Source organism: Streptomyces sp. NPDC053513, from assembly GCF_044544765.1.
Taxonomy (GTDB): Bacteria; Actinomycetota; Actinomycetes; order Streptomycetales; family Streptomycetaceae; genus Streptomyces; species Streptomyces litmocidini.
In genome coordinates this window covers 55263-74201 of sequence record NZ_JBITXP010000017.1, presented here as the reverse complement: position 1 = coordinate 74201, position 18939 = coordinate 55263, and the positions used below count along the sequence as shown (strand labels likewise).

The window sequence follows — 18939 nt, the reverse complement described above, 5'->3', positions numbered from 1 at the left end:
AGCCGGACGCGAAGAGAGGCCAGGTCCCATGCCTGAGGATGCCGCCCTCGACAGCAGCGCCCGCGCCGCCCGTGCCGGGTCGCGGATGCTCGCCCCCCTCGCGCTGGCGCAGTTCATCTGCAGCTTCGCCGGCTCGAACATGAACGTGATGATCAACGACATCAGCCATGACCTGGACACCACCGTCCAGGGCGTCCAGGTCGCGATCACCGTGTTCCTCCTCGTCATGGCCGCCCTCATGATTCCCGGCGGGAAGGCGACGGACCGCTTCGGCCGCAAGCGGTGCTTCCTCGTGGGCCTGGCCGTCTACGGCGTCGGCGCCGTCCTCAGTGCCGTGGCACCCGGACTCGGTGTGCTGATCCTCGGCAACTCGATCCTCGAAGGCGTCGGTACGGCCCTCCTCATCCCGCCGGTGTACATCCTCACCACGCTGCTCTTCACCGACCTCACGTCCCGGGCCCGCGCCTTCGGCGTGATCATGGCCGCCGGAGGCATCGGCGCGGCCGCGGGACCGCTGATCGGCGGACTCATCACCTCGGCGATCAGCTGGCGCGCCGCGTTCGCGTTCCAGGCCCTCGTGATCGCGCTGATCATCTTCCTGAGCCGTGCCGTCGACGACCCCCTGCCGCCCGCCCCGGAGCGCCACTTCGACGTCAAGGGCTCGATCCTGTCCGCGGGCGGCCTGGTCCTGCTCGTCCTGGGCATCCTCGCCGCCGACGACGACCTCGGCCTGATGCTCGGCCTGATCGCCGCCGGCGTCCTCGTGCTGGCCTGGTTCCTCCACTGGATCCGCAGCGAGGAACGCGCCGGAAGGGAACCCCTGCTGTCCACGAGCCTCTTCCGCGAGCGCACCTCCAACCTCGGCCTGATCACCCAGAACGCCCAATGGCTGCTGCTCATGGGCACGTCCTTCACCGTGGCCACCTACCTCCAGGTCGTCCGCGGCTACGACGCCATCCAGACCGGCGTCATCTTCACCGCCGCCACCCTCGGCCTGCTCGTCTCCTCGCTCGCCGCGGAACGCCTCGCCGAGCGCCTCGCACAGCGGACGCTGATCATGACCGGCTTCGCCCTCGCCGTCGTCGGCGTCGGCGTCCTGATCGCCCTGGTCGCCGGCACGCCCAGCCCCTGGGCCTTCGCTCCCGGGCTGCTGCTGATCGGGCTGGGACTCGGCGTCATGCTCACCCCGTCCGTGAACGTGGTCCAGTCCGCCTTCCCCGAGGCTCAACAGGGCGAGATCTCCGGCCTGTCCCGAAGCGTCTCCAACCTCGGCTCCACCTTCGGCACCGCCATCGCCGGCACCATCCTGGTCGCCGACCTCACCGAGAACGCCTACGCCGCCGCCATGGCGACCCTCGCTCTGGCCGCACTCCTCGGCCTCCTCGCGGCCGCCCGCCTCCCCCGCGCCGCCCCCGACCGAAGCCGCCCGTAAACCCTGAGGCCGTGCTTGACGAAGCTCTCCGAGAACGGCTCCGACATGAGGAGGTCAGTCATGTACGCAGTGATCCGACGGTACGAAGGAGTCACCGACCCCGCCGAGGCAGGGCGCCGGGTGGACGAGGGATTTGTGCCCCTCCTCCGCCAGGTCCCCGGTTTCGTGGCGTACTACTGGGTGGACGCCGGTGACGGAGTGATGGTCTCCACCAGCGTCTTCGAGGACCGGTCCGGGGCCGAAGAGTCCATAAAGCGGGCAGCGGACTTCGTCAGGGACAACCTCGCACCGCTGCTCCCCAACAGTCCCCAGGTCACGGCCGGCCCGGTTCTGGCCGCTGGGTAGCCACCTGTGGAACAGGGCCGGGCTCCGGCCCTTTCTGTTCCGACGCCCGGCCCTTCACGGAGGTCCGGCCGGAGCAGGTTCCAAGACCCCGCTGGGCGTCGTGAACGGCAGGGGGACCGCCAGAACGCACCCTGGCCGCCTGCGACGGATCGGTGACGGCGGCCTAGGGACGCCCCGTCATGGAGCGGAAGGCCCGGTTGTCCTGGCCTGCCAGCTCCCGCCGTCCACCTGGTACACCGTCAGTCGGCGGTCGACGGCGTCACCGCCGTCGAAGGCGACGCGGCCGGTGACGCCGTCGAAGGCCAGCTGCTCGACGGCCTGCGGCAGTTTCGCGCGGGTGTCGCCGGCAAGGGTGCCGCCGTTCGCCTTCACGACGGCCTTCACCGCTTCGACGAGGGCCCAGGTCGCGTCGTAGGCGTAGGGGCCGTACCAGCCGGGCGGCTGCGCGTAGCCCGCCTTCTCGTACCGGGCGAGGAAGTCGCGTCCTGCCGCCGACTCCGTCGCGGGTGCGCCGATCTGGGTCGCGAGGTCCCCGTCGGCCCGGGGGTTCCCGGTGAGGTATGCCTGGTCGAAGATGCCGTCGCCGCCCATGAGGGGGATGGTCACGCCCGCCTGCTTGAGCTGCTGGGACAGCGGTGCCGCGGTGTCGTAGTAGCCGCCGAAGTAGACGGCTTCGGCCCCCGAGGCCCGTACCCTGAGGGTGAGGCCCGCGAAGTCGCGTTCCGCGGGATCGACGTGCTCGGTGCCGACGACGGTCCCCCCGAGCTTCTTCCATTCGGCGGTGAGGCCGGAGGCGACGGCGGTTCCGTGGGGGCTCGCGTCGTCGACCACGTAGAGCTTGGTCTTCCCGGCGCCGCGCAGGTACCGGGCGGCGAACGGCCCCTGGTCGGCATCCGTGCCGACCGTCCGGAAGTAGGTGGAGTACGGACGGACGCGGGTGCCCGTGGCCCAGTCGGGGCCCAGGGTCAGGGCCGGGTCGGTGTTGCCCGGCGACACGTTGACCACGCCCGCGCGGGAGAGCACGGGCACCAGGGTGCGGGCGACGGTGGAGTTGAGCGGGCCGACGACGCCGACCAGTTCGTCGTCGGACACGAACCGGGTGGCGTTGGCCGCGCCCTTGGCGGGGTCGGCCCCGTCGTCCACGGCCGTGAGTTCGAAGGTCACGCCGGGGACGTGTCCGGTCTCGTTGGCGGTCCTGACCGCGAGTTCGGCGGAGTTCCTGATACCGGCGCCCATCGAGGAGAGCCCGCCGCTGAGGGGCGCGTCCACCCCGATCCGCACCGTGACGGAGGACGCCGCCGACCCGCCGCCTCCCGCCCCGCCGCCGCTCCGCGGGTCGTCGTCACGGGTGAGGGACCAGGTCAGGAAGGACCCCGTGGCGAGCACGGCGAGCGCCGTCCCCAGAACCGCGGAGCGCCGGGTGAGGCCCCTGGGCCCCCTGGACGTCGGGTCGCCCTGCTCGGACGGAGCCGTCGCGTCGAGTGTGGGCGGCTGCTCGTCCGGGGCCGCGACGACCGGCGGGGCGGTCGGCCGGTCCGGCACGGGATGACGCGCGGGGCCCGCCCCGGCCTTGGAGGAGTCCGGGAGCGTGGGGGTCGCCACGGACGGCGTCGCGGACATCAGGACGCCCCTGAGCATTTCGGCCGCTTCCGCGGCGCCCACGCGTCGTCCCGGGTCCTTGGTGAGGAGGGCGTCCAGCACGGGCGCGAGCGGGCCGGCGTGGACCGGCGGCCGGTGCGGGCGGGTGAACACGGCCACGGCGAGGGCGTGGAGACCCTCCGCCTCGAACGGGGGGTGCCCCTCGACGGCGTGGTACAGGGTGGCGCCGAGCGCCCACAGGTCGTTGGCCGGGGTCGGGCGCTTGCCGTCGAGCTGCTCCGGCGGCATGTACTGCGGGGTGCCGATGACGATCCCGCTGTGGCTCAGCTTGGTCGTGGCGTCGGCGAGGTGGGCGATGCCGAAGTCGGTCAGGACGACACGGTCCTTGGCCAGGAGCACGTTGTCCGGCTTGATGTCGCGGTGGACGATCCGCGCCGCGTGCGCCGCGGTCAGCGCGTCGAGCACGGCGGCACCGATCTCCGCCACGCGCTGTACGGGCAGCCGGCCGTGGCTGCGGATCTCGGCGGCCAGGGACCGGCCGCGGACCAGCTCCATGACGATGACGGGAGCACCGCGGTGCTCCACGACGTCATGGACGGTGATGACCCCCGGATGGCTGAGAGTGACCGCCGCGCGCGCCTCGCCCGTGAACCGCCGGAGCAGCGCCTCACGGTCGGTCTCGTCCATGCCCGGAGGGAAGAGGATTTCCTTGACGGCGACTTCGCGTCCGAAGAGCTGCTGGTCAAGACCGCGCCAGACCCGGCCCATCCCGCCTTGGCCGATGCGTTCGACCAGTTGGTAGCGGCCGGCGATGAGTGCGTGGTTCTCCTCGGTCACGCGCACACTCTAGGTCCTGATGAGCCGGTCAGGTGGCGGAAAGACGATCGTCATGATGGCGGGAAGCGGTCTGCGGAACGGTGAGGCGCGGGCGGTGGACGTCCACGACGTCGTGGCGCAGGGCGTCCACCGGGTGCGGCAGCGGATCCACTTGAACACATGGAGGCCAGGGCGCCGCCCACGGCCGTCCTCGCGCACTGCCGGGACCGGCTCGCCGACTTCGAGGTCCCCCGGTACGCCACCGTCTCCGCCGAGGCGCTCCCGCGCAACGCGGGCGGCAAACTCCTCAAGAACCGGATCCGGGAACAGGTGCGGTGGGGCGCCCCGCGGCGTCCGGCGGCCCTTCGTGCCCGGGGAACACCGGTCTCATGCCGGAGACGTCACTCGCCCCGAGGGGCCGTGCTCTTCTCCGCGTAGGTCTCGAGGTAGGCGGTCACCAGGCGCTTCGCCTCCGTCATCGTCGCCTCGTCCCCGTTCCGGTCCTGCTGGAACGCGACGTCGAAGAGACGCCCGCCGGCTTCGAACGCCAGCTTCATCACGAGGATGGGCGTGTCGACGCGCAGCAGTCCGCGACCGATTCCCAGACGCCACAGCCGTTCCGCGACGCGATCGTCGAACTCCTTGACCAGGGCGCTCAGAGTCTCGTTACGGCCGGAGAACCAGAGTTGGACACAACTCGGATGGGCCCGGAAATACGCGACGATCGGATCGAACACGAGGGTCACGAGATCCGGAACCGATCGGAACTCCTCGCTGTCGATGCCGTCGAGCACACCGGCCAACGCCTCGCCGTGACGCTTGATGATGGCGGCGTCCACCTGATAGCGGTCGCTGAAGTAGTGGTACACGGAGGGCGTCGGAATCCCCGCCCGCTCGCCGATCGCCTTGAGGGTGGCCGCTTCGTAGCCGCTCTCGGCCAGGATCTCCTCCGCGGCGTCCAGGATCGCTCTGACCCGGGCCACTCCACGGCGCTGCAGTGCCGCTTCCGGCCGGGCAGGCGCCTGGTGCACCACCGGCGCGGCCCCCGCCGACCGGCCGCGCTTCGACCCGCCGGCACTCCCCTCAACCACGCGGTCCTCCAGCCGGACAAGCAAAGTCGATCATGAGTCGACACTCTAGCAAGGTGCTCTCGGGCGGTCTCCCGACCTTTTCCCTTGAGGGCCTCTCGACGAAATATGAAAAACAAATCGAATTTCGCACCTCTGGATGCTCGCACCACCGGCAGAGTACGGCCGAGTCAGCGTGCTTGTCGGCGAATAAGGAGGCGCTTATCCGTACGGCAACTCGCTGCTCGTGCGCGGCTCGACCGCATCGCCGGTCGTCGATCCGTCGCTGTCGCTGCTGGGAGCGGCACCTCCGGCGGACGCGGTCCTGGTGTACCGACCCCACGTCGAAGGGCCGCAGGTGAGGCCGGTGGAACGGAGGACCGCGGTGCGGCACCTGGACCGGCTGATGAGTGGAGGGCGGGTCGCGGAGGTGGAGGAAGGCCGGTTCCGCGCGTCGTGAGTTCGCGGCGGCCGGCCGGGGCGCCCCGTGCCGGTGGCGCCCGGAACCGAGGGAGCTCATCCTCACCGTGCCGGAACTGCAGGCGAACTCCACGCTGCGCTGCGCCGCCTGGCATGCCCTTGTCGCGGAATTCGAGGAATTCGAGGAATTCGCGGCGGAGCGGCTGCGCCGGCCGGTGGACGCCCTGATGCCCCAGGCCCTCGCCCACGGCGTCCTCGGCGCCGCCACAGCGGCCTTCGAGCACTGGCTGCACGACGAGGAAGCCGACCTGGGCCGGCTCTTGGACCTGCTGTTCGCCGCCGGCCGGCTCTTCGCGCCGGCCGGCCACGCCCGGCCCGTCCTGGAACAGACGGTCCTGACCGGCCTCGACGCGGAGCGCTCGCCGTGCGTCGAGGTGCTGTCCGGCGCGTACGAGACGGCCCGGCGGCCGTCTCGCCGCTCCCGGGACGGGTGACGAGCCGGGCCCGTTCCGGCCTGTCGTCCGAAACCGCCTACGATGACCGCCCATGAGCACGAATGACGACCGAAGACCCCTGGTCGACGGACGCTTCCGACTGATCTCCCGACTCGGCAGCGGCGGCATGGGCACCGTCTGGCGCGCCCGCGACATCGCCCTCGACCGCGACGTCGCCCTCAAGGAGGTCCGCCCGCCCGATCCCGCCGTCGAGGACGCGAACCCCGGATTCGCCGCACAGCTGCGCGAACGCGCCGTCCGCGAAGCCCGCGCCCTGGCCCGGCTGTCGAACCCGCACGTCGTGACGATCCACCACATCGTCGAGCCGCAGGACGGCTCGCACCCGTGGATCGTGATGGAGCTCGTCGAGGGCAGCTCCGTGTACGACCGGCTCGCCGCGGGCCCGATGCCCGTCCCCGAGGTGCTCGCCCTCGGCCGTCAGGTCCTCTCCGCACTGCGCGCCGCGCACACCGCCGGCATCCAGCACCGCGACGTCAAACCCGCCAACGTCCTGCTCCGCCACGGAGGCGGGGCCGTGCTCACCGACTTCGGCATCGCCGCGTTCGACGGCGCCACCTCCCGGCTCACGTCCACCGGCGACCTGATCGGCTCGCCGGAGTTCATCGCCCCCGAGCGGGTGCGTGGCGAGGAGGGCAACCCGGCCTCCGACCTGTGGTCGCTCGGCATGCTCCTGTACGTGGCGGCCGAGGGCCACCACCCGCTGCGCCGCGCCACCGGCCTCGCGACCGTGGTCGCGGTGCTCGACGACCCGATCCCCGCGCCGGTGCGGTCCGGCGCGCTGGGGCCCGTACTGACCCGGCTCCTCGTCCGCGATCCTGCGCAGCGGCCGGACGGGGCGCTCCTGGACCGGCTGTTGGCGGAGGCGGAGGCGGCGGCGCAGGCGGAGGGCGGCACGGCCGCGGCTCCTGCTCCCCCTGCTGTTCCTGCCGCCGTTCCTTCTGCGCCCGTCGCCGTCCCTGCCGCCCCCGGCCCGTACGCGCCGACGCCCGCGCCGTACCCTCACCCCGCCTACGGCCCGCCCGCCGCGCCGGGCGCGGGCTTCGGCCCGCCGACGCTGCCCACCTCCGCGCCCTCGAACCCGCGCAAGCGCGCCGCGGGCGTCGCCGTCGGCCTCGCGCTGGCGACCGCCGCGGTGATCGGCGTTGTGAATCTGCTCCCCGACGGCAACGACGGTGGTGACGGCAGCGGCGGGACCTCCGGGGCGAAGGGGAGCACCTCGCCGACCGGCGCCGTGCACACCCCCGGCCAGGGCTCGGGTACCGGCACGGTTCCGTCCGCCTCCGCGCCCGCGGTCCGCGGCAGCCTCCTCACCACCGCCAACGTCCGTGCCGTCATCGCGGAGCTCCGCCGGGTGAGCGGCACCACGACGATCAAGGACCTGACGGTCTATGAGGAGTACGCCCTGGCGAACATCCCGACCCGGCCCGGCGCGAAGACCTACGACGCGTACGAGTACCGGGCCGGCGTGGCCAGGAAGACCGGCCCCGGCGGCACCATCAGCGCCGACGATGCCGACGAGCAGCCCTTCGACGTGTCCACGATGCCCTGGGACAGCCTCCCCGCGCTGATGAAGCGCGGCGAACGCGACCTCAAGGTGGACGACCCCACGATGCGCTACGTCGTCGTCGAACGCTGGACCTTCAACGACGACCGTCCGACACTGCGCTTCTACCTCAGCAACGACTACCAGGCCAGCGGCTATCTCGCTGCCGACGCCTCCGGCAAGGTCGTGTCGACCCTGCCCGCGTCCTGAGGTCACCGCCTCTGCGGATCGTGGCCGTCCGCAAAGGCTCCTGGAACGCCGCCGTCTGCCCGACCGATCGGCCGGCCCGAGCCGTGACCACCCGGCCCGGGCCGGCCCGCCCCCCCGTCGAGGGCTGCGACCTCCGCATGCTCCGGGCCGAGGATCCGTACGAAGGTCCGCGTCGTCGGCGTCGAGTTCCAGGGCAGGTGGCAGTACGTGGCCACCTGCCCATGCGGTCGGCAGTACGCCCGTCGGGACTCCGACCGGGCGTTCTTCGTCACCATCGCCGTCGCCGGCGGCGGACTGAAGAAAGGAGCGCGGTGAAGATCCACGTCTACGGCTACCGCGGCGTCCGGCATTGGCGCTACCGGGCTGTCTGCCCCTGCGGCTGGTCCCTCGACACACACGCCGCCGCCATCCCCCTGCTCCCCCTCTCCATCCGGGACCACCGCCGCGCGTGCCGGAAGCACACGTGCACCTCCGTGGGCACGCGACCCACGACAGAGGGAAGGAGCGCAGGGACGGCTTCGATCAGGGGAGGGTGACGTTGTTGAGGGCGTTGTGGGTGGGCAGGGTGTCGGCGGCGTTGTCCTGCTGGTCGCCGTTTCCGAAGCTCTGGGACAGGAGTCCGAGCCCGGGAAGGTTGTTGCCGACGCTGTCGGCCGACGCCGCCCCGGCCGAGGCGAGGACGGCGGTGGCGGCGACAGCGGCGGAGGCGAGAACGCGGCGCTTGAAGATCGTCATGCCGTGCTCAACGAAGCCGGCCGCGACAGGGCACGGGCCTCATGCCGCCTGCCGCCGTTGCCGACGCTGCTCGGGGTCCGCCGGTACGAGTTCGTCGACGGCCGCGAAGGACGGCGCCGTGGCGTCCGCGAGCCCGTACGCCGCCGCCCGGCCGGGGACGGGGCGCCGGACCCGTGTCGTACCTCCGTGATACTCATGCCCCATGAGCCAGTTCCGCGACTTCAACCTCAAGCTGCTCGTCATCGAGGAGCTCATGTACGGCCCCGAGCCGCTCCTCCCGGTCTACGACCTGCCCGCTCAGCTGGCCGAACGGGGCATCGGCGACCCCGCGTCCTACGTCCTGGAGAACGGCCTCCACGCGGAGGTGCTTCCGGAGGCCCGGGACCATTTCGAGGCCCTGGAGATCCCGGCCGAACTGCTCGCCCGGGTGGAAGAGCTGTGCTTCGACGCCGGGGCGGACGTCTTCCGGCACTGCGCCCCCGCCTGGGACGGCGAGGACGACCTGTTCGACGTCCGCTCCCTCGACGACCTCGCGCTGCTGCCCAACCTGCGGGAGGTCACCTTCGTGGAGGACGGCGTCCTGGCCGTGCCGGACGCGGCGAAGGCCTTCGCCGCACGGGGCATCGACACCGACTGATCCCGCCCCCGTTCGTCGTCCGTTCTCCCCGGCCGGGGAAGGCCGCACACCACCGTCACACGGACGCCTCCAGCGACGACGGCTGTTTCGGCAGCTCTGCCGCGTGTGCCACCGTCAGCCTCGACACCGCACGCGTCGGCGCCGCTTGTCCCGGGAAGCGGGGCAGGCGCGCCTTCCAGCGTCGGCCGGGTGGTGGTCAGCCCGCCTGTGGAAGTGCCGGAGGCACCCGTGGAGCCGGTGCGCCACCTCTTGCTCAGAAAGAGGCCGGCGGCCCGTACACACCGGCCAGCTCGACCGCCAGGCGGGCGAGCCGTTCCCTCGCCTCCGGCGGGTCCAGCACCTCGACGCGTGCCCCCAGCCCGGCCAGCTGTGTCGCGATGACCTCCGGCGTCGGCCCGTCGACCCGTATCTCCGTCCACCCGTCGGGGAGCACCGGACCGACACGCAGGCGCCCGTCGAACAGCCGCTCCAGGATCGCCATGGCACCCGGTTCGGCCCGGGCCCGGACCGTCGCCGCGTACAGCCGCTCCTCCAGGCGCGCGGCGAACGAACGCCAGACCGTGGGGAGATCGAAGCCGGGTGGCCGTACGACGGGCTCGCCGGTCACCTCGACCGAGGTGACCCGGCTGAGCCGGAAGGTTCGCAAGCCCCGCTCCGTCTCGGCGACGAGGTAGTCGTGACCGGCCTTGGCCACGAGCCCGAGCGGGTGGACGGTTCGCACGCCGGCGGGCTTGCCGGGCCCGGCGTACCCGAGCCGCACCTGGATCCCGTCCACCACGGCCCGCCGGAGCGCATCGAGGTGCGGCCCGGTGGCCGTGGCGTCGGCGCGCGACCAGTTCGTGCCGTCGTTGAGGCCGGCCTGCGACGCGGCCTCGGCGCCCGCACGCAGGGGCGCGGGCAGCGCACGGACCAACTTGCGCAAGGCCGTGCGGAGTTCGGGCGTGGTCGACGAAGGGCCCGCGAGCAGGAACAGTGCCCGTGTCTCCTCGGCGGTCAGCCCGGTGAGGTCCGTACGGGCGCCGCCGACCAGCGACCAGCCGCCGCCGCGGCCACGCTGCGAGTAGACGGGGATGCCCGCAGTGGCCAGGGCCTCCAGGTCGCGGCGCGCGGTCCGCGGCGACACTTCGAGTTCGGCGGCGACCTCGGCCACGGTCACACGGGTGCGCGTTTGGAGGAACAGCAGGGTCGCCACCAGGCGATCGGCTCTCATGCCGATCATTCTCTTCTGGAAAGTGGCCAGGAGATGACCTGTTCGGCTTCCAGGATGAGGTCATGACGCACATCGAGAACACCCCGCGCCCCACTGTCACCCCTGACCTCACCGGCGACCCTCGCCGGGGCCTGTTGAAGGCGATCGCGCTGGCCGGACACACCGTCGCCGCGGTCCGGCCCGAGCAGCTCGACGAGCCCACGCCCTGCACCGAGTTCACCGTCCGGCGGCTGGCCGGGCACCTCGTCGCCGTCCTGCGCCGGATCGCCCTCGCCGGACGCGGCGGCGACGTGACGACTCTCCCCACGGTCGCCGACGACCTCGCGGACGCCGAATGGCAGGAGGCGTGGGACGCCGCGGTGCGTGAGGTCGAGGAGGCGTGGGCGGATCCCGCGGTCCTGGGCCGGACGCTGACCCTGCCGTTCGGCAGCCTTCCGGGTGCTGCCGCGGCAGCCGTCTGGACCTCGGAATTCACCGTGCACACCTGGGACGTGGCCACCGCGACCGGACAGTTCCCGGACTGGGACCCCGAACTCGTGGCGGTCTCGTACGCCGCCATGAGGCGCGGGCTGCCCGCCGGGCCGCGTGACGGTGCGCCGTTCGGGGCCGCGGTGGACGTCGACGCGGACGCGCCGGCCATCGACCGTCTCGTGGCGTGGTGCGGACGCAAGCCGTAATCGGCGCGCAGAACAGGGAGGGCGGCCTCATGACGGGGCCGCCCTCCCTGCGCGTTCGGGCCGTACGGGGGAGACGGTCGGCGCAGACGCCGGTGAGTTCGACGATGTGCTCCACCGGCGAGGTGGGATCCGTGCGTCGGTGGGACGGGGGTTGCGAACAGCTAATGAAAATGATTATCGTCACGGTGTCCATGAGGGCCATGGACATGACCCATGGGGGGTTCCTTTGCATACCCGTAAGCGCCTGATGATCGTCACCGGCGTCGCCGCCACCGTGCTTGCGGTGGCCGGGCTCAACAGCTCCGCCTTCGCCGCGACCACGCTCTCCACCGGTCACGTCGACGTCATGGACGCGGACTGGGACGGCGCCGCGCTCACGCTGCACGTGCACGACGAGACGAACGCGGTCGAGTACGACCCGGCCGACGCCGTCCTCTTCGTGCCGGCCGCCGCCAAGACCGCGCGCCCGACCGGCACGCAGTACGCCTTCCTCGGCACCGGAGCCCAGGTCTGGGTCCTGCCGCAGGACCAGGCCGCGGCGACCGCCAAGAACGTCCTGTGGCCCGGCATCTCCACCGAGCACCTGGCCACCGGCGTGTTCGCCAACGACACCGTGCAGTACAAGCTCGGCACGGTGACCCGCGACGGCGCCGCCACCGACGACTTCAGCGTCTACAAGGTCAACGGCTCGACCGTCGACCGCTACTACGACAGCGGCACCACCACCTCGTACAAGACCAAGACGTTCGCCGTCGGCACCCACGACCACGCCAACTGGGCCTTCGAGGAGCCCGGCACCTACAAGGTGACCTTCACCGTCACCGGCACCGTCGGCGGCGTGACCAGGTCGGCCACCGACACGTACACCGTCACCGTCACCAACTGACCGGCGACCAGGCCGCGGTGACCCGCCCGTGCCCGCCGCGCGGGCGGGTCACCGCCTCGGCAAGGAGGCAGGACCGATGAGCGTCCTGACACACGGCCGACGCGCCGTCGCGGCGACCGCCGCCACCCTGGCCGCCGCGCTGCTCGCCGCAGCCGCCGGACTGGTCGCCGCGGGCAGCGGGACCGCCCACGCCGGCAGCGGCGCCGTCGTGCTGGCCCGGGGCGACATCGACTTCGTACCGCAGCTCGCCGACGGGCGGCTGGATCTGCGGATCGCCGACCGCACCGGCAGCGGAACGGTGATGCGCGAGCCGTCTGACGTGGTGCTGCACGTCGTGCCCGAGGCGAAGGAGTCGATCCTCTCGCCCGTCAATCCCGTCCTGGGCGACGGACTGTACGGATGGTTCCTCAACGGCCGTCACGCGAAGGACGTCTTCGCCCTGACACCCGGCTGGACAGGTCCGGCCGGCGCGCAAGCGGTCGAGGTCACACTCGACCGCACCCAGGGGGAGGGGCGCTTCGCGCTCTACACCTTCACCGAAGAGATGGAGTGGTCCGACCAGGAACCCGTCCAGCACCTCGACAGCGACGACCCCGCGTATCGCTCCTTCGTGCTGCCCCAGGGGGCGGAACGGTTCGCTCCCACGTGGGGCTTCGCCGCCGAAGGCGTCCACCGGCTCACCCTCACCGTCAGCGCCACCCTGGCAGACGGGAGCAAGGTCAGCGACACCGAGACCCTCGCCGTCGCCGTCGGGGCCACCGACCCCACGCAGGTACGGCCGGGTGACGGCAGCATCCCGACAGCCACGCCCACGCCCACCGCCACCCCTTCCACGTCCGCCCCGACGCCGACCCCGACGGCGCCGGCCGCGTACGTCATCGACGACGGACACATCGACCTGGCCGCGCGGCCGGGAGAGGGCGGAAAGCTCGCCTTCCAGATCAAGGACGGAACCCTCCAGAACCCGCGGTGGCACGAGCCCGACGACGTCGTCATCCACGTCGGACCCGCAGCCAAGCGCCGTATCAGTGAGGCGTACGCCTTCCTCGGCACCCCCGGAGAGCCCGTCTGGTGGCTCCCGTCCAGCCGGCTCGCCGGACTCGTCTGGCCCGGCTGGAGCACCGAAGGCTTCCCCGCCTCCCAGGTCAGGGGCAGGATCACCTACCGGCTCGACTCGCTCCGGGGCCCGGGCACGCTCGCCGTCGTCAACGACAACTCGATGGACAGCACCGTCCTCGTCAACAGCGGCGACGGACTGCCCGACGCGATCGAGCACACCGCCGGCAGCCACTCCCACTCCGCGTGGGCCTTCACCGAGGAAGGCGTCTACCGTACGACGTTCACCGTCGCCGCCACCCTCGCCGACGGCACGAAGGTCAGCGACACGGCGACGATCGCCTGGGCGGTCGGGGCCGTCGACCCCACCACGGTGAAGCCGGGGAAGGGCACCGAGCCCACCGCTCCCACGACCGCCCCGCCCACCGGGACGCCGACCACGCACCCGACAGCCACACCGACCGTCCCCCCGGCCACCACCCCGACCACCCCGGGCCCGTCCCTCCCCCCGTCCGCACCGGCCTCCGGCGGAACGAACCACCCGCAGGGCACGGACACTTCCCGGGCGGGTGACGGCGACGCCGGGAACGGCGGGCAGGCCGCCGGCGGGTCGACCGGTGGGCCGACCGGCGGCAGCCTGGCCTCCACCGGCGTCCCCGCCCTCCTGCCGATCGGCCTGGCGATCGCCGCGATCTGCGCCGGAGCGGTGGCCCTCCTGGTCGCCCGCCGTCGCGAGGACGCGTCCGACCCCGCCCACTGACCACCGGCTCCGGGGGCTCACAGCCGTCCCTCCCGTCCCCGGAGCCGGTCCTCCGTACCCACCAAGGAGTTTCCGTCGTGCGCACCACCGCACCACGTAGAACCGCTCTCGCACTGACCGTTGCCCTGCTACTGGCCGGCTGCTCCGGCCGCGGCCCAGGAGAGTCCGACGCCGCCCTGACGGTCTCGACGACCACGGGCATCCTCGCCGACCTGGTGCGCCAGGTCGGCGGCGAGCGCGTCGACGTCACCTCGATCGTCCCGCACCACGGCGACCCGCACTCCTACGAGCCCAGTCCGAGCGACACGGCCAAGGTCGCGCGGGCCGACGTCGTCTTCTCCAACGGGCTGCTCCTGGAGGAGCCCGGGATCATGAAGATGATCCACAACAACGCCCGCACAGGCGCGCCGAAGATCGAGATCGCCGACGAGCTGGAGCGGTTCGGCGGCCACGTCATGAAGCTGGAGGAGGACCTCGGACTCGACGTCCTGTGGCTCGGCTGGGCCGTGGAGGGCGAGGTCGCCGGCGACGGCGCCCACGTCCGTACCACCGCCGTGAAGCTCACCGGCCCGGGCGACCTGCACGTCTACCTCACCGACACCCTCGGCAACCCCACCAGCTACATCGACTCGACCGACGGCCTCGACGCGAAGGACTCCTTCACCCTGCCGCCCGAGGCGCACACCCACGTCAACTGGGTCTTCACCAAGCCGGGTACGTACGAACTGACCGTACGCGGCCGGGTCGAGGCCCTGGACGGAACGACCACCGACGCCGGGCAGGGCACCGTCACCTTCACCGTCGGCGGCGCCGCGCACAACAAGGCGGCCCGGGGGCGCAGGACCCTCGACGGCGGACACGCCGACCTCACCCTCGACGCCCGGCAGAAGTCCGTCTACGTACGGACCGACGACAAGGCCACCGGCGAACGGGCGCGCATACCCGGCACGGCCGTCGCGCTGAACGTCCCCGACCGGGCGAAGCGGAAGGTCCCCAAGGAGCAGCAGTACCGCTTCCTCGGCGCCGCCGGCCAGGACATCTGGGTCCTGCCGCAAGCCGTCATCGGCAAGCACGTCCACGGCGACATGGACCCGCACGCCTGGGGCGACGTCTCCAACGCCGAAGCCTACGTCCGCCGCATCGAGGCCGAACTCACCGAGGCCGACCCCGCGGGCAGGGCCGCCTACGCGCGCAACACCGAGGCGTACCTGCGCACGCTCGCCGACCTCCACCAGAACGTCGCCACCACCCTCGCGACCGTCCCCGCCGCCCACCGCAAGCTCATCACCACGCACGACGCGTTCGGTTACCTCGCCCAGGCGTACGGGATGGAGATCGCCGGCTTCGTCGTGCCCGTACCGAGCCAGGAACCGAGCGCGGCCGAGGTCGAGCGGCTGCGCCGCACCATCCGGGAGAAGAAGGTCCCGGCCGTCTTCCTCGAACCCAACCTCGCCGCACGCGCCGACATCCTGCGCCGCGTGGCCCAGGACGAGGGCGTGGGCCTGTGCACGATCTACGGCGACTCCTTCGACGACAAGGTCCACGACTACGTCGGGATGATGCGCCACAACGCCGACGAACTCGCCCGCTGCCTGGGCGGAAAGGGAAGCACGACCCGATGACGAGCCCACGGAAGAAAGGGGCACCCGGCCGGATCGCGCTGGGCTGCGCCCTCGGTACGGCCCTGATGCTGGCCCCCGCCGCGGCCGCCGTCGCGGCCCCCGACGAGCCCGGCACGGCCGCGACGGCGACGCCCGGAGCCCCCGCGGCACCGGTCACCGGTTCGTCGGTCGACGTCGACGACAGCCACCTGACGGTCGTACCGGACGACGCCGCGTACGCGTTTCTCGGCGAGCCCGGCGCGCGGGTGTGGGACGTCGCGGAGCCCGCCGGCACCGCCGGACTGACCCTGACGGGAGTCGAGGGCCCCGGAGCCCTCGTCATCCACCGCACGGGGGAGGGGGCGGCCCCCGAGCCGCTGGCGCACAGCGGCGGCGCCGACGGCTGGCCCGTGGACGGCTACCCGATCCCGCCCCGCCCCGCCGGTACCGCGCTGCCGCCCGCGGCCCGCTGGGCGTTCACCGCCCCGGGGACCTACCTGCTCACCCTCGCCCCCACCATGGCGGAGACGGCCCCGGTCCGCCGGACGACCACGCTGACGGTACGGGTCGGCGACGCCGCCCTCGCCACGCCACCCCCCTCCTCCCCGCCCACGGCCGAACCCGTGCCGCCCGTCGAGGGCGACTCCGGCGCCGCCCCCGGGCGGGTCCGGACCGTCGTCCCGCCCTCCGCCGGGCACGCCCCGGCCCCGGCCGCCGCACAGGCGGGCAGGGAGTCGGCCGGCGCCGTGACGACGGCGGAGGAACCCGCCACGACGAAGGCCGCCACGGAGAAGAAGGTGCTTGAGGAAGGGCACGTCGACATCGCCGCACGGGTCGTCGACGGGAAACTGCAGATCCAGGTCGAGGACGGCACGGTCGCCGGGAAGACCACCTGGCGCGAGCCGTCCTCGGTGGAACTCCACGTCAAGCCGGCCGCGAAGAAGCGGATCCCGGCCGGAAACGCCTTCTCCTTCCTGGGGCGGGCCGGCGACCCGGTCTGGCTGCTCGACCAGGTCCAGCAGGAGGGCCTGCTGTGGCCGGGCTGGTCCACCGACAACGTCGAGGCGGGCGCCCTCAAGGGCGGCGTGAAGTTCGCCCTGGCGAAGGCCGAGGGGCCCGGCGGCTTCGCCCTCTACACGTACGACGGACTGGCGGGCGCGAACGTCCTGTTCGACAGCAAGGACGGCGTGCCGGACACCATCGACGTCCCGGCCGACACGCACGCCCACGGCGGTTGGGCCTTCAGCGGCGAAGGCGTCCACCGGCTCACCGTCTCCATGACCGGCACCCTGGCGAACGGCTCGGCCACGACCGACACGGAGACGCTCACGTTCGTTGTCGGCGACAAGAAGGGCCCGGGGTCCGTCAGCCCGCCGGGCGGCGGGTCCGGCAGTGGGTCCGTCGGCGGATCCGGGACCGGAGGGTCGTCCTCGGGTACGGGCGACGAGCCGGACTCCAACGGCGCCGGCACGACCGCGTCCGGTGGAAGCGGGAACAGCGCGGGGGACAGCAAGGGCCCCTCGGGATCCATGGCCGGCACCGGTGCCGGAGACGTGGCGCTCATGGGGATCGGCGCCGTGGCGCTCGCCGCCGCCGGTGCCGCCCTGGTCGTGTTCAACCGCCGCCGGGACCAGCGGAACGGAGCGAGGCCATGAGCGACGGCGATCCCCTCCTGCGGGCCGAAGGCGTCACCGTCGCCCTCGGCGGTCGCATCGCCCTCCGGGATGCGTGCCTCTCCGTCGGCGCGGGCGAGCTGGTCGGGCTGATCGGACCCAACGGCGCCGGCAAGACGACCCTGCTGCGCGCCGTCCTCGGCCTCACCCCCCTGTCGGCCGGCCGCGTCCTGGTGGCCGGGCGGCCCGTGTCGGAGGCGCGGCGACTGATCGGCTACGTCCCCCAGCGCCACGAGTTCGCCTGGGACTTCCCCGTCGACATCGCGGGAGCCGTCCTGTCCGGCCGAACGCGGCGCATCGGCTGGTTGCGCGGGCCGACGACGGCGGACCACGCCGCGGTGGACCGGGCGCTGGAACTCACCGGCCTCACGGACCTGCGGCGCAGACCCGTCGGCGAGTTGTCGGGCGGCCAGCGGCAGCGGGTCCTCGTGGCCCGTGCCCTGGCCGCCGAGCCCCGAACCCTGCTTCTGGACGAGCCGTTCACCGGCGTCGACGTCCCCACGCAGGAGCTCCTGAACGACCTGTTCGGCCGGCTGGCCGAGGACGGAACGGCCCTGCTGATGACCACACATGACCTGGCGGCCGCCGCCCGCACCTGCACCCGCGTCGTCCTGCTCAACCGGACGGTGGTCGCGGAGGGCGGCCCGGAGCTGCTGTCCGACCCGGACCGGATGCTCCGGGCCTTCGGGCTGGACCGGGCGGGCGCCGCGGGAGCGACGGAGGCGGCGGCGTGATCGACTTCCTGCTCGGCCCGTGGGAACTGCCCTTCATGCAGCGGGCCTTTGCGGTCGCCGCGGTCGTCGGCCTCGTCTGCGGGGTCGTCGGCGTCTTCGTCGTCCTGCGGGGCATGGCCTTCATCGGCGACGCCGTGGCCCACTCCGCGTTCCCCGGCGTGGCACTCGCCTACGCCCTGGAGGGCAACCTGCTGCTCGGCGGCGCGGCCGCCGGCATCACCACTGCCGTCCTCATCGCCTTCGTCTCCCAGAACCGGAGGCTGAAGGAGGACACCGTCATCGGCGTCTTCTTCGCGTTCGCCTTCGGCCTCGGCATCGTCCTCGTGTCCACCCGGGACAGCTGGACGACCGACCTGTCCTCCTTCCTCTTCGGCCAGGTCCTCGCCGTCGGCCCCGAGGACGTGTGGACCGTGGCGGGACTCGGAGCCGTGCTCGTCACCGTCGTTCTCCTCCTGCGCAAGGAACTCGTCGCCGTCACCCTCGACCGCGAGACGGCCCGCGCCGCCGGCCTGCCCGTCTTCCGCCTCGACCTGCTCCTCTACATCGTGGTGACGACGACGATCGTCATGTCGCTGGAGGCCGTCGGCAACGTCCTGGTCCTCGCGCTGCTCATCACCCCGGCCGCGACCGCCCGCATGCTCACCGACCGGCTCGGCGTCATGACCGTCCTGGCGTCGGGCATCGGCTGTGCCGGCACGCTCGGCGGGCTGTACGTGTCGTACGCGTACGACCTGGCGGCCGGCGGCTCCATCGTCGTCGTCCTCACCGGGCTCTTCGCCCTCACCTGGTGCCTGGCCCCCAGGCACGGCCTCCTGGCCCGCGCCCGCCGCAGGGCGGCGCCCGCGGCGCTGCCCGTGCCGGAGGCGGCAGGGTAGGCGGCGGACGGGAGACGGAGGAACGAGAGTGGGGGGGGGGGGGGGGGGGGGGGGGGCGCGCGCCGGGGGGGGGGGGGGGGCGGGGGGGGGGGGGGGGGGCGGCGGCCCCCCCGCCCCCCCCCCCCGCGCCGCGGGGGGCCGCGCCCCA

At 72.8% G+C, this 18939-nt stretch carries 17 protein-coding genes; 12 read left to right on the top strand and 5 right to left on the bottom strand.

Features of this window, described 5'->3' with window-relative positions; all coding sequences use genetic code 11:
- The first annotated feature begins 28 nt into the window (after positions 1-28).
- Positions 29-1432, top strand: a complete 1404-nt coding sequence (locus ACIGW4_RS26175) for an MFS transporter (RefSeq protein WP_399583128.1) — start codon at positions 29-31, stop codon at positions 1430-1432.
- A gap of 60 nt (positions 1433-1492) precedes the next feature.
- Positions 1493-1777, top strand: coding sequence for a hypothetical protein (locus tag ACIGW4_RS26170; protein ID WP_359588628.1), 285 nt, complete (start codon positions 1493-1495; stop codon positions 1775-1777).
- A 177-nt stretch (positions 1778-1954) separates the two neighbouring features.
- Here ACIGW4_RS26170 and ACIGW4_RS26165 read toward each other — a convergent pair whose 3' ends face one another.
- Positions 1955-4213: an ABC transporter substrate-binding protein gene (locus tag ACIGW4_RS26165; protein WP_399583126.1), complete on the bottom strand. Its 2259-nt coding sequence runs from the start codon at positions 4211-4213 to the stop codon at positions 1955-1957.
- A gap of 380 nt (positions 4214-4593) precedes the next feature.
- Positions 4594-5283 carry a TetR/AcrR family transcriptional regulator gene (locus ACIGW4_RS26160; RefSeq protein ID WP_399583125.1) on the bottom strand — a complete coding sequence of 230 codons (690 nt, stop codon included), beginning with the start codon at positions 5281-5283 and terminating at the stop codon, positions 4594-4596.
- 386 nt (positions 5284-5669) lie between these two features.
- Between ACIGW4_RS26160 and ACIGW4_RS26155 the strand changes: the two genes are divergently transcribed.
- Complete coding sequence (locus tag ACIGW4_RS26155; protein WP_399583123.1) at positions 5670-6173, top strand: hypothetical protein; 504 nt, start codon at positions 5670-5672, stop codon at positions 6171-6173.
- A 52-nt stretch (positions 6174-6225) separates the two neighbouring features.
- Positions 6226-7947, top strand: a complete 1722-nt coding sequence (locus ACIGW4_RS26150) for a serine/threonine-protein kinase (protein ID WP_399583121.1) — start codon at positions 6226-6228, stop codon at positions 7945-7947.
- Positions 7948-8469: 522 nt separating this feature from the next.
- Here ACIGW4_RS26150 and ACIGW4_RS26145 read toward each other — a convergent pair.
- Entirely contained in the window at positions 8470-8682 is a 213-nt protein-coding gene (locus ACIGW4_RS26145) for a hypothetical protein (RefSeq protein WP_359588635.1), read from the bottom strand.
- A 39-nt stretch (positions 8683-8721) separates the two neighbouring features.
- Positions 8722-8886, bottom strand: coding sequence for a hypothetical protein (locus tag ACIGW4_RS26140; protein WP_399583119.1), 165 nt, complete (start codon positions 8884-8886; stop codon positions 8722-8724).
- On the opposite strand from ACIGW4_RS26140, the gene ACIGW4_RS26135 reads away from it, so the two are divergent.
- Positions 8885-9319 carry a DUF6892 domain-containing protein gene (locus ACIGW4_RS26135; RefSeq protein ID WP_123456569.1) on the top strand — a complete coding sequence of 145 codons (435 nt, stop codon included), beginning with the start codon at positions 8885-8887 and terminating at the stop codon, positions 9317-9319. The genes ACIGW4_RS26140 and ACIGW4_RS26135 overlap by 2 nt on opposite strands.
- A gap of 253 nt (positions 9320-9572) precedes the next feature.
- Here the strand turns inward: ACIGW4_RS26135 and ACIGW4_RS26130 are convergent, their stop codons facing one another.
- Positions 9573-10529, bottom strand: a complete 957-nt coding sequence (locus tag ACIGW4_RS26130) for a YafY family protein (protein WP_185094703.1) — start codon at positions 10527-10529, stop codon at positions 9573-9575.
- 62 nt (positions 10530-10591) lie between these two features.
- On the opposite strand from ACIGW4_RS26130, the gene ACIGW4_RS26125 reads away from it, so the two are divergent.
- From ACIGW4_RS26125 to ACIGW4_RS26095, 7 genes are all read left to right on the top strand, one after another.
- Complete coding sequence (locus ACIGW4_RS26125; RefSeq protein ID WP_399583116.1) at positions 10592-11206, top strand: TIGR03086 family metal-binding protein; 615 nt, start codon at positions 10592-10594, stop codon at positions 11204-11206.
- A gap of 226 nt (positions 11207-11432) precedes the next feature.
- Positions 11433-12092, top strand: coding sequence for a choice-of-anchor M domain-containing protein (locus ACIGW4_RS26120; protein WP_399583115.1), 660 nt, complete (start codon positions 11433-11435; stop codon positions 12090-12092).
- A 76-nt stretch (positions 12093-12168) separates the two neighbouring features.
- Positions 12169-13908 carry a choice-of-anchor M domain-containing protein gene (locus tag ACIGW4_RS26115; RefSeq protein WP_399583113.1) on the top strand — a complete coding sequence of 580 codons (1740 nt, stop codon included), beginning with the start codon at positions 12169-12171 and terminating at the stop codon, positions 13906-13908.
- A 77-nt stretch (positions 13909-13985) separates the two neighbouring features.
- Positions 13986-15530, top strand: a complete 1545-nt coding sequence (locus ACIGW4_RS26110; RefSeq protein ID WP_399583112.1) for an anchored repeat ABC transporter, substrate-binding protein — start codon at positions 13986-13988, stop codon at positions 15528-15530.
- The gene (locus ACIGW4_RS26105) at positions 15527-17164 is read left to right on the top strand and encodes a TIGR03773 family transporter-associated surface protein (protein ID WP_399583110.1); all 1638 of its coding nucleotides are present in this window, start codon (positions 15527-15529) and stop codon (positions 17162-17164) included. Before ACIGW4_RS26110 ends, ACIGW4_RS26105 begins: the two co-directional genes overlap by 4 nt.
- Positions 17161-17916, top strand: coding sequence for an anchored repeat-type ABC transporter ATP-binding subunit (locus tag ACIGW4_RS26100; protein ID WP_399583108.1), 756 nt, complete (start codon positions 17161-17163; stop codon positions 17914-17916). Before ACIGW4_RS26105 ends, ACIGW4_RS26100 begins: the two co-directional genes overlap by 4 nt.
- Positions 17913-18791: an anchored repeat-type ABC transporter permease subunit gene (locus ACIGW4_RS26095; protein ID WP_399583106.1), complete on the top strand. Its 879-nt coding sequence runs from the start codon at positions 17913-17915 to the stop codon at positions 18789-18791. Before ACIGW4_RS26100 ends, ACIGW4_RS26095 begins: the two co-directional genes overlap by 4 nt.
- The last annotated feature ends 148 nt before the right edge of the window (positions 18792-18939 follow it).

What these genes read in the sequence shown, in the direction of transcription:
- ACIGW4_RS26115 (WP_399583113.1), top strand. Translation starts at nt 12,169, where the DNA reads ATGAGCGTCCTGACACACGGCCGACGCGCCGTCGCGGCGACCGCCGCC.
- ACIGW4_RS26140 (WP_399583119.1), bottom strand. Translation starts at nt 8,886, where the DNA reads ATGGGGCATGAGTATCACGGAGGTACGACACGGGTCCGGCGCCCCGTC.
- ACIGW4_RS26125 (WP_399583116.1), top strand. Translation starts at nt 10,592, where the DNA reads ATGACGCACATCGAGAACACCCCGCGCCCCACTGTCACCCCTGACCTC.
- ACIGW4_RS26150 (WP_399583121.1), top strand. Translation starts at nt 6,226, where the DNA reads ATGAGCACGAATGACGACCGAAGACCCCTGGTCGACGGACGCTTCCGA.
- ACIGW4_RS26130 (WP_185094703.1), bottom strand. Translation starts at nt 10,529, where the DNA reads ATGAGAGCCGATCGCCTGGTGGCGACCCTGCTGTTCCTCCAAACGCGC.
- ACIGW4_RS26175 (WP_399583128.1), top strand. Translation starts at nt 29, where the DNA reads ATGCCTGAGGATGCCGCCCTCGACAGCAGCGCCCGCGCCGCCCGTGCC.
- ACIGW4_RS26145 (WP_359588635.1), bottom strand. Translation starts at nt 8,682, where the DNA reads ATGACGATCTTCAAGCGCCGCGTTCTCGCCTCCGCCGCTGTCGCCGCC.
- ACIGW4_RS26170 (WP_359588628.1), top strand. Translation starts at nt 1,493, where the DNA reads ATGTACGCAGTGATCCGACGGTACGAAGGAGTCACCGACCCCGCCGAG.
- ACIGW4_RS26100 (WP_399583108.1), top strand. Translation starts at nt 17,161, where the DNA reads ATGAGCGACGGCGATCCCCTCCTGCGGGCCGAAGGCGTCACCGTCGCC.
- ACIGW4_RS26105 (WP_399583110.1), top strand. Translation starts at nt 15,527, where the DNA reads ATGACGAGCCCACGGAAGAAAGGGGCACCCGGCCGGATCGCGCTGGGC.
- ACIGW4_RS26135 (WP_123456569.1), top strand. Translation starts at nt 8,885, where the DNA reads ATGAGCCAGTTCCGCGACTTCAACCTCAAGCTGCTCGTCATCGAGGAG.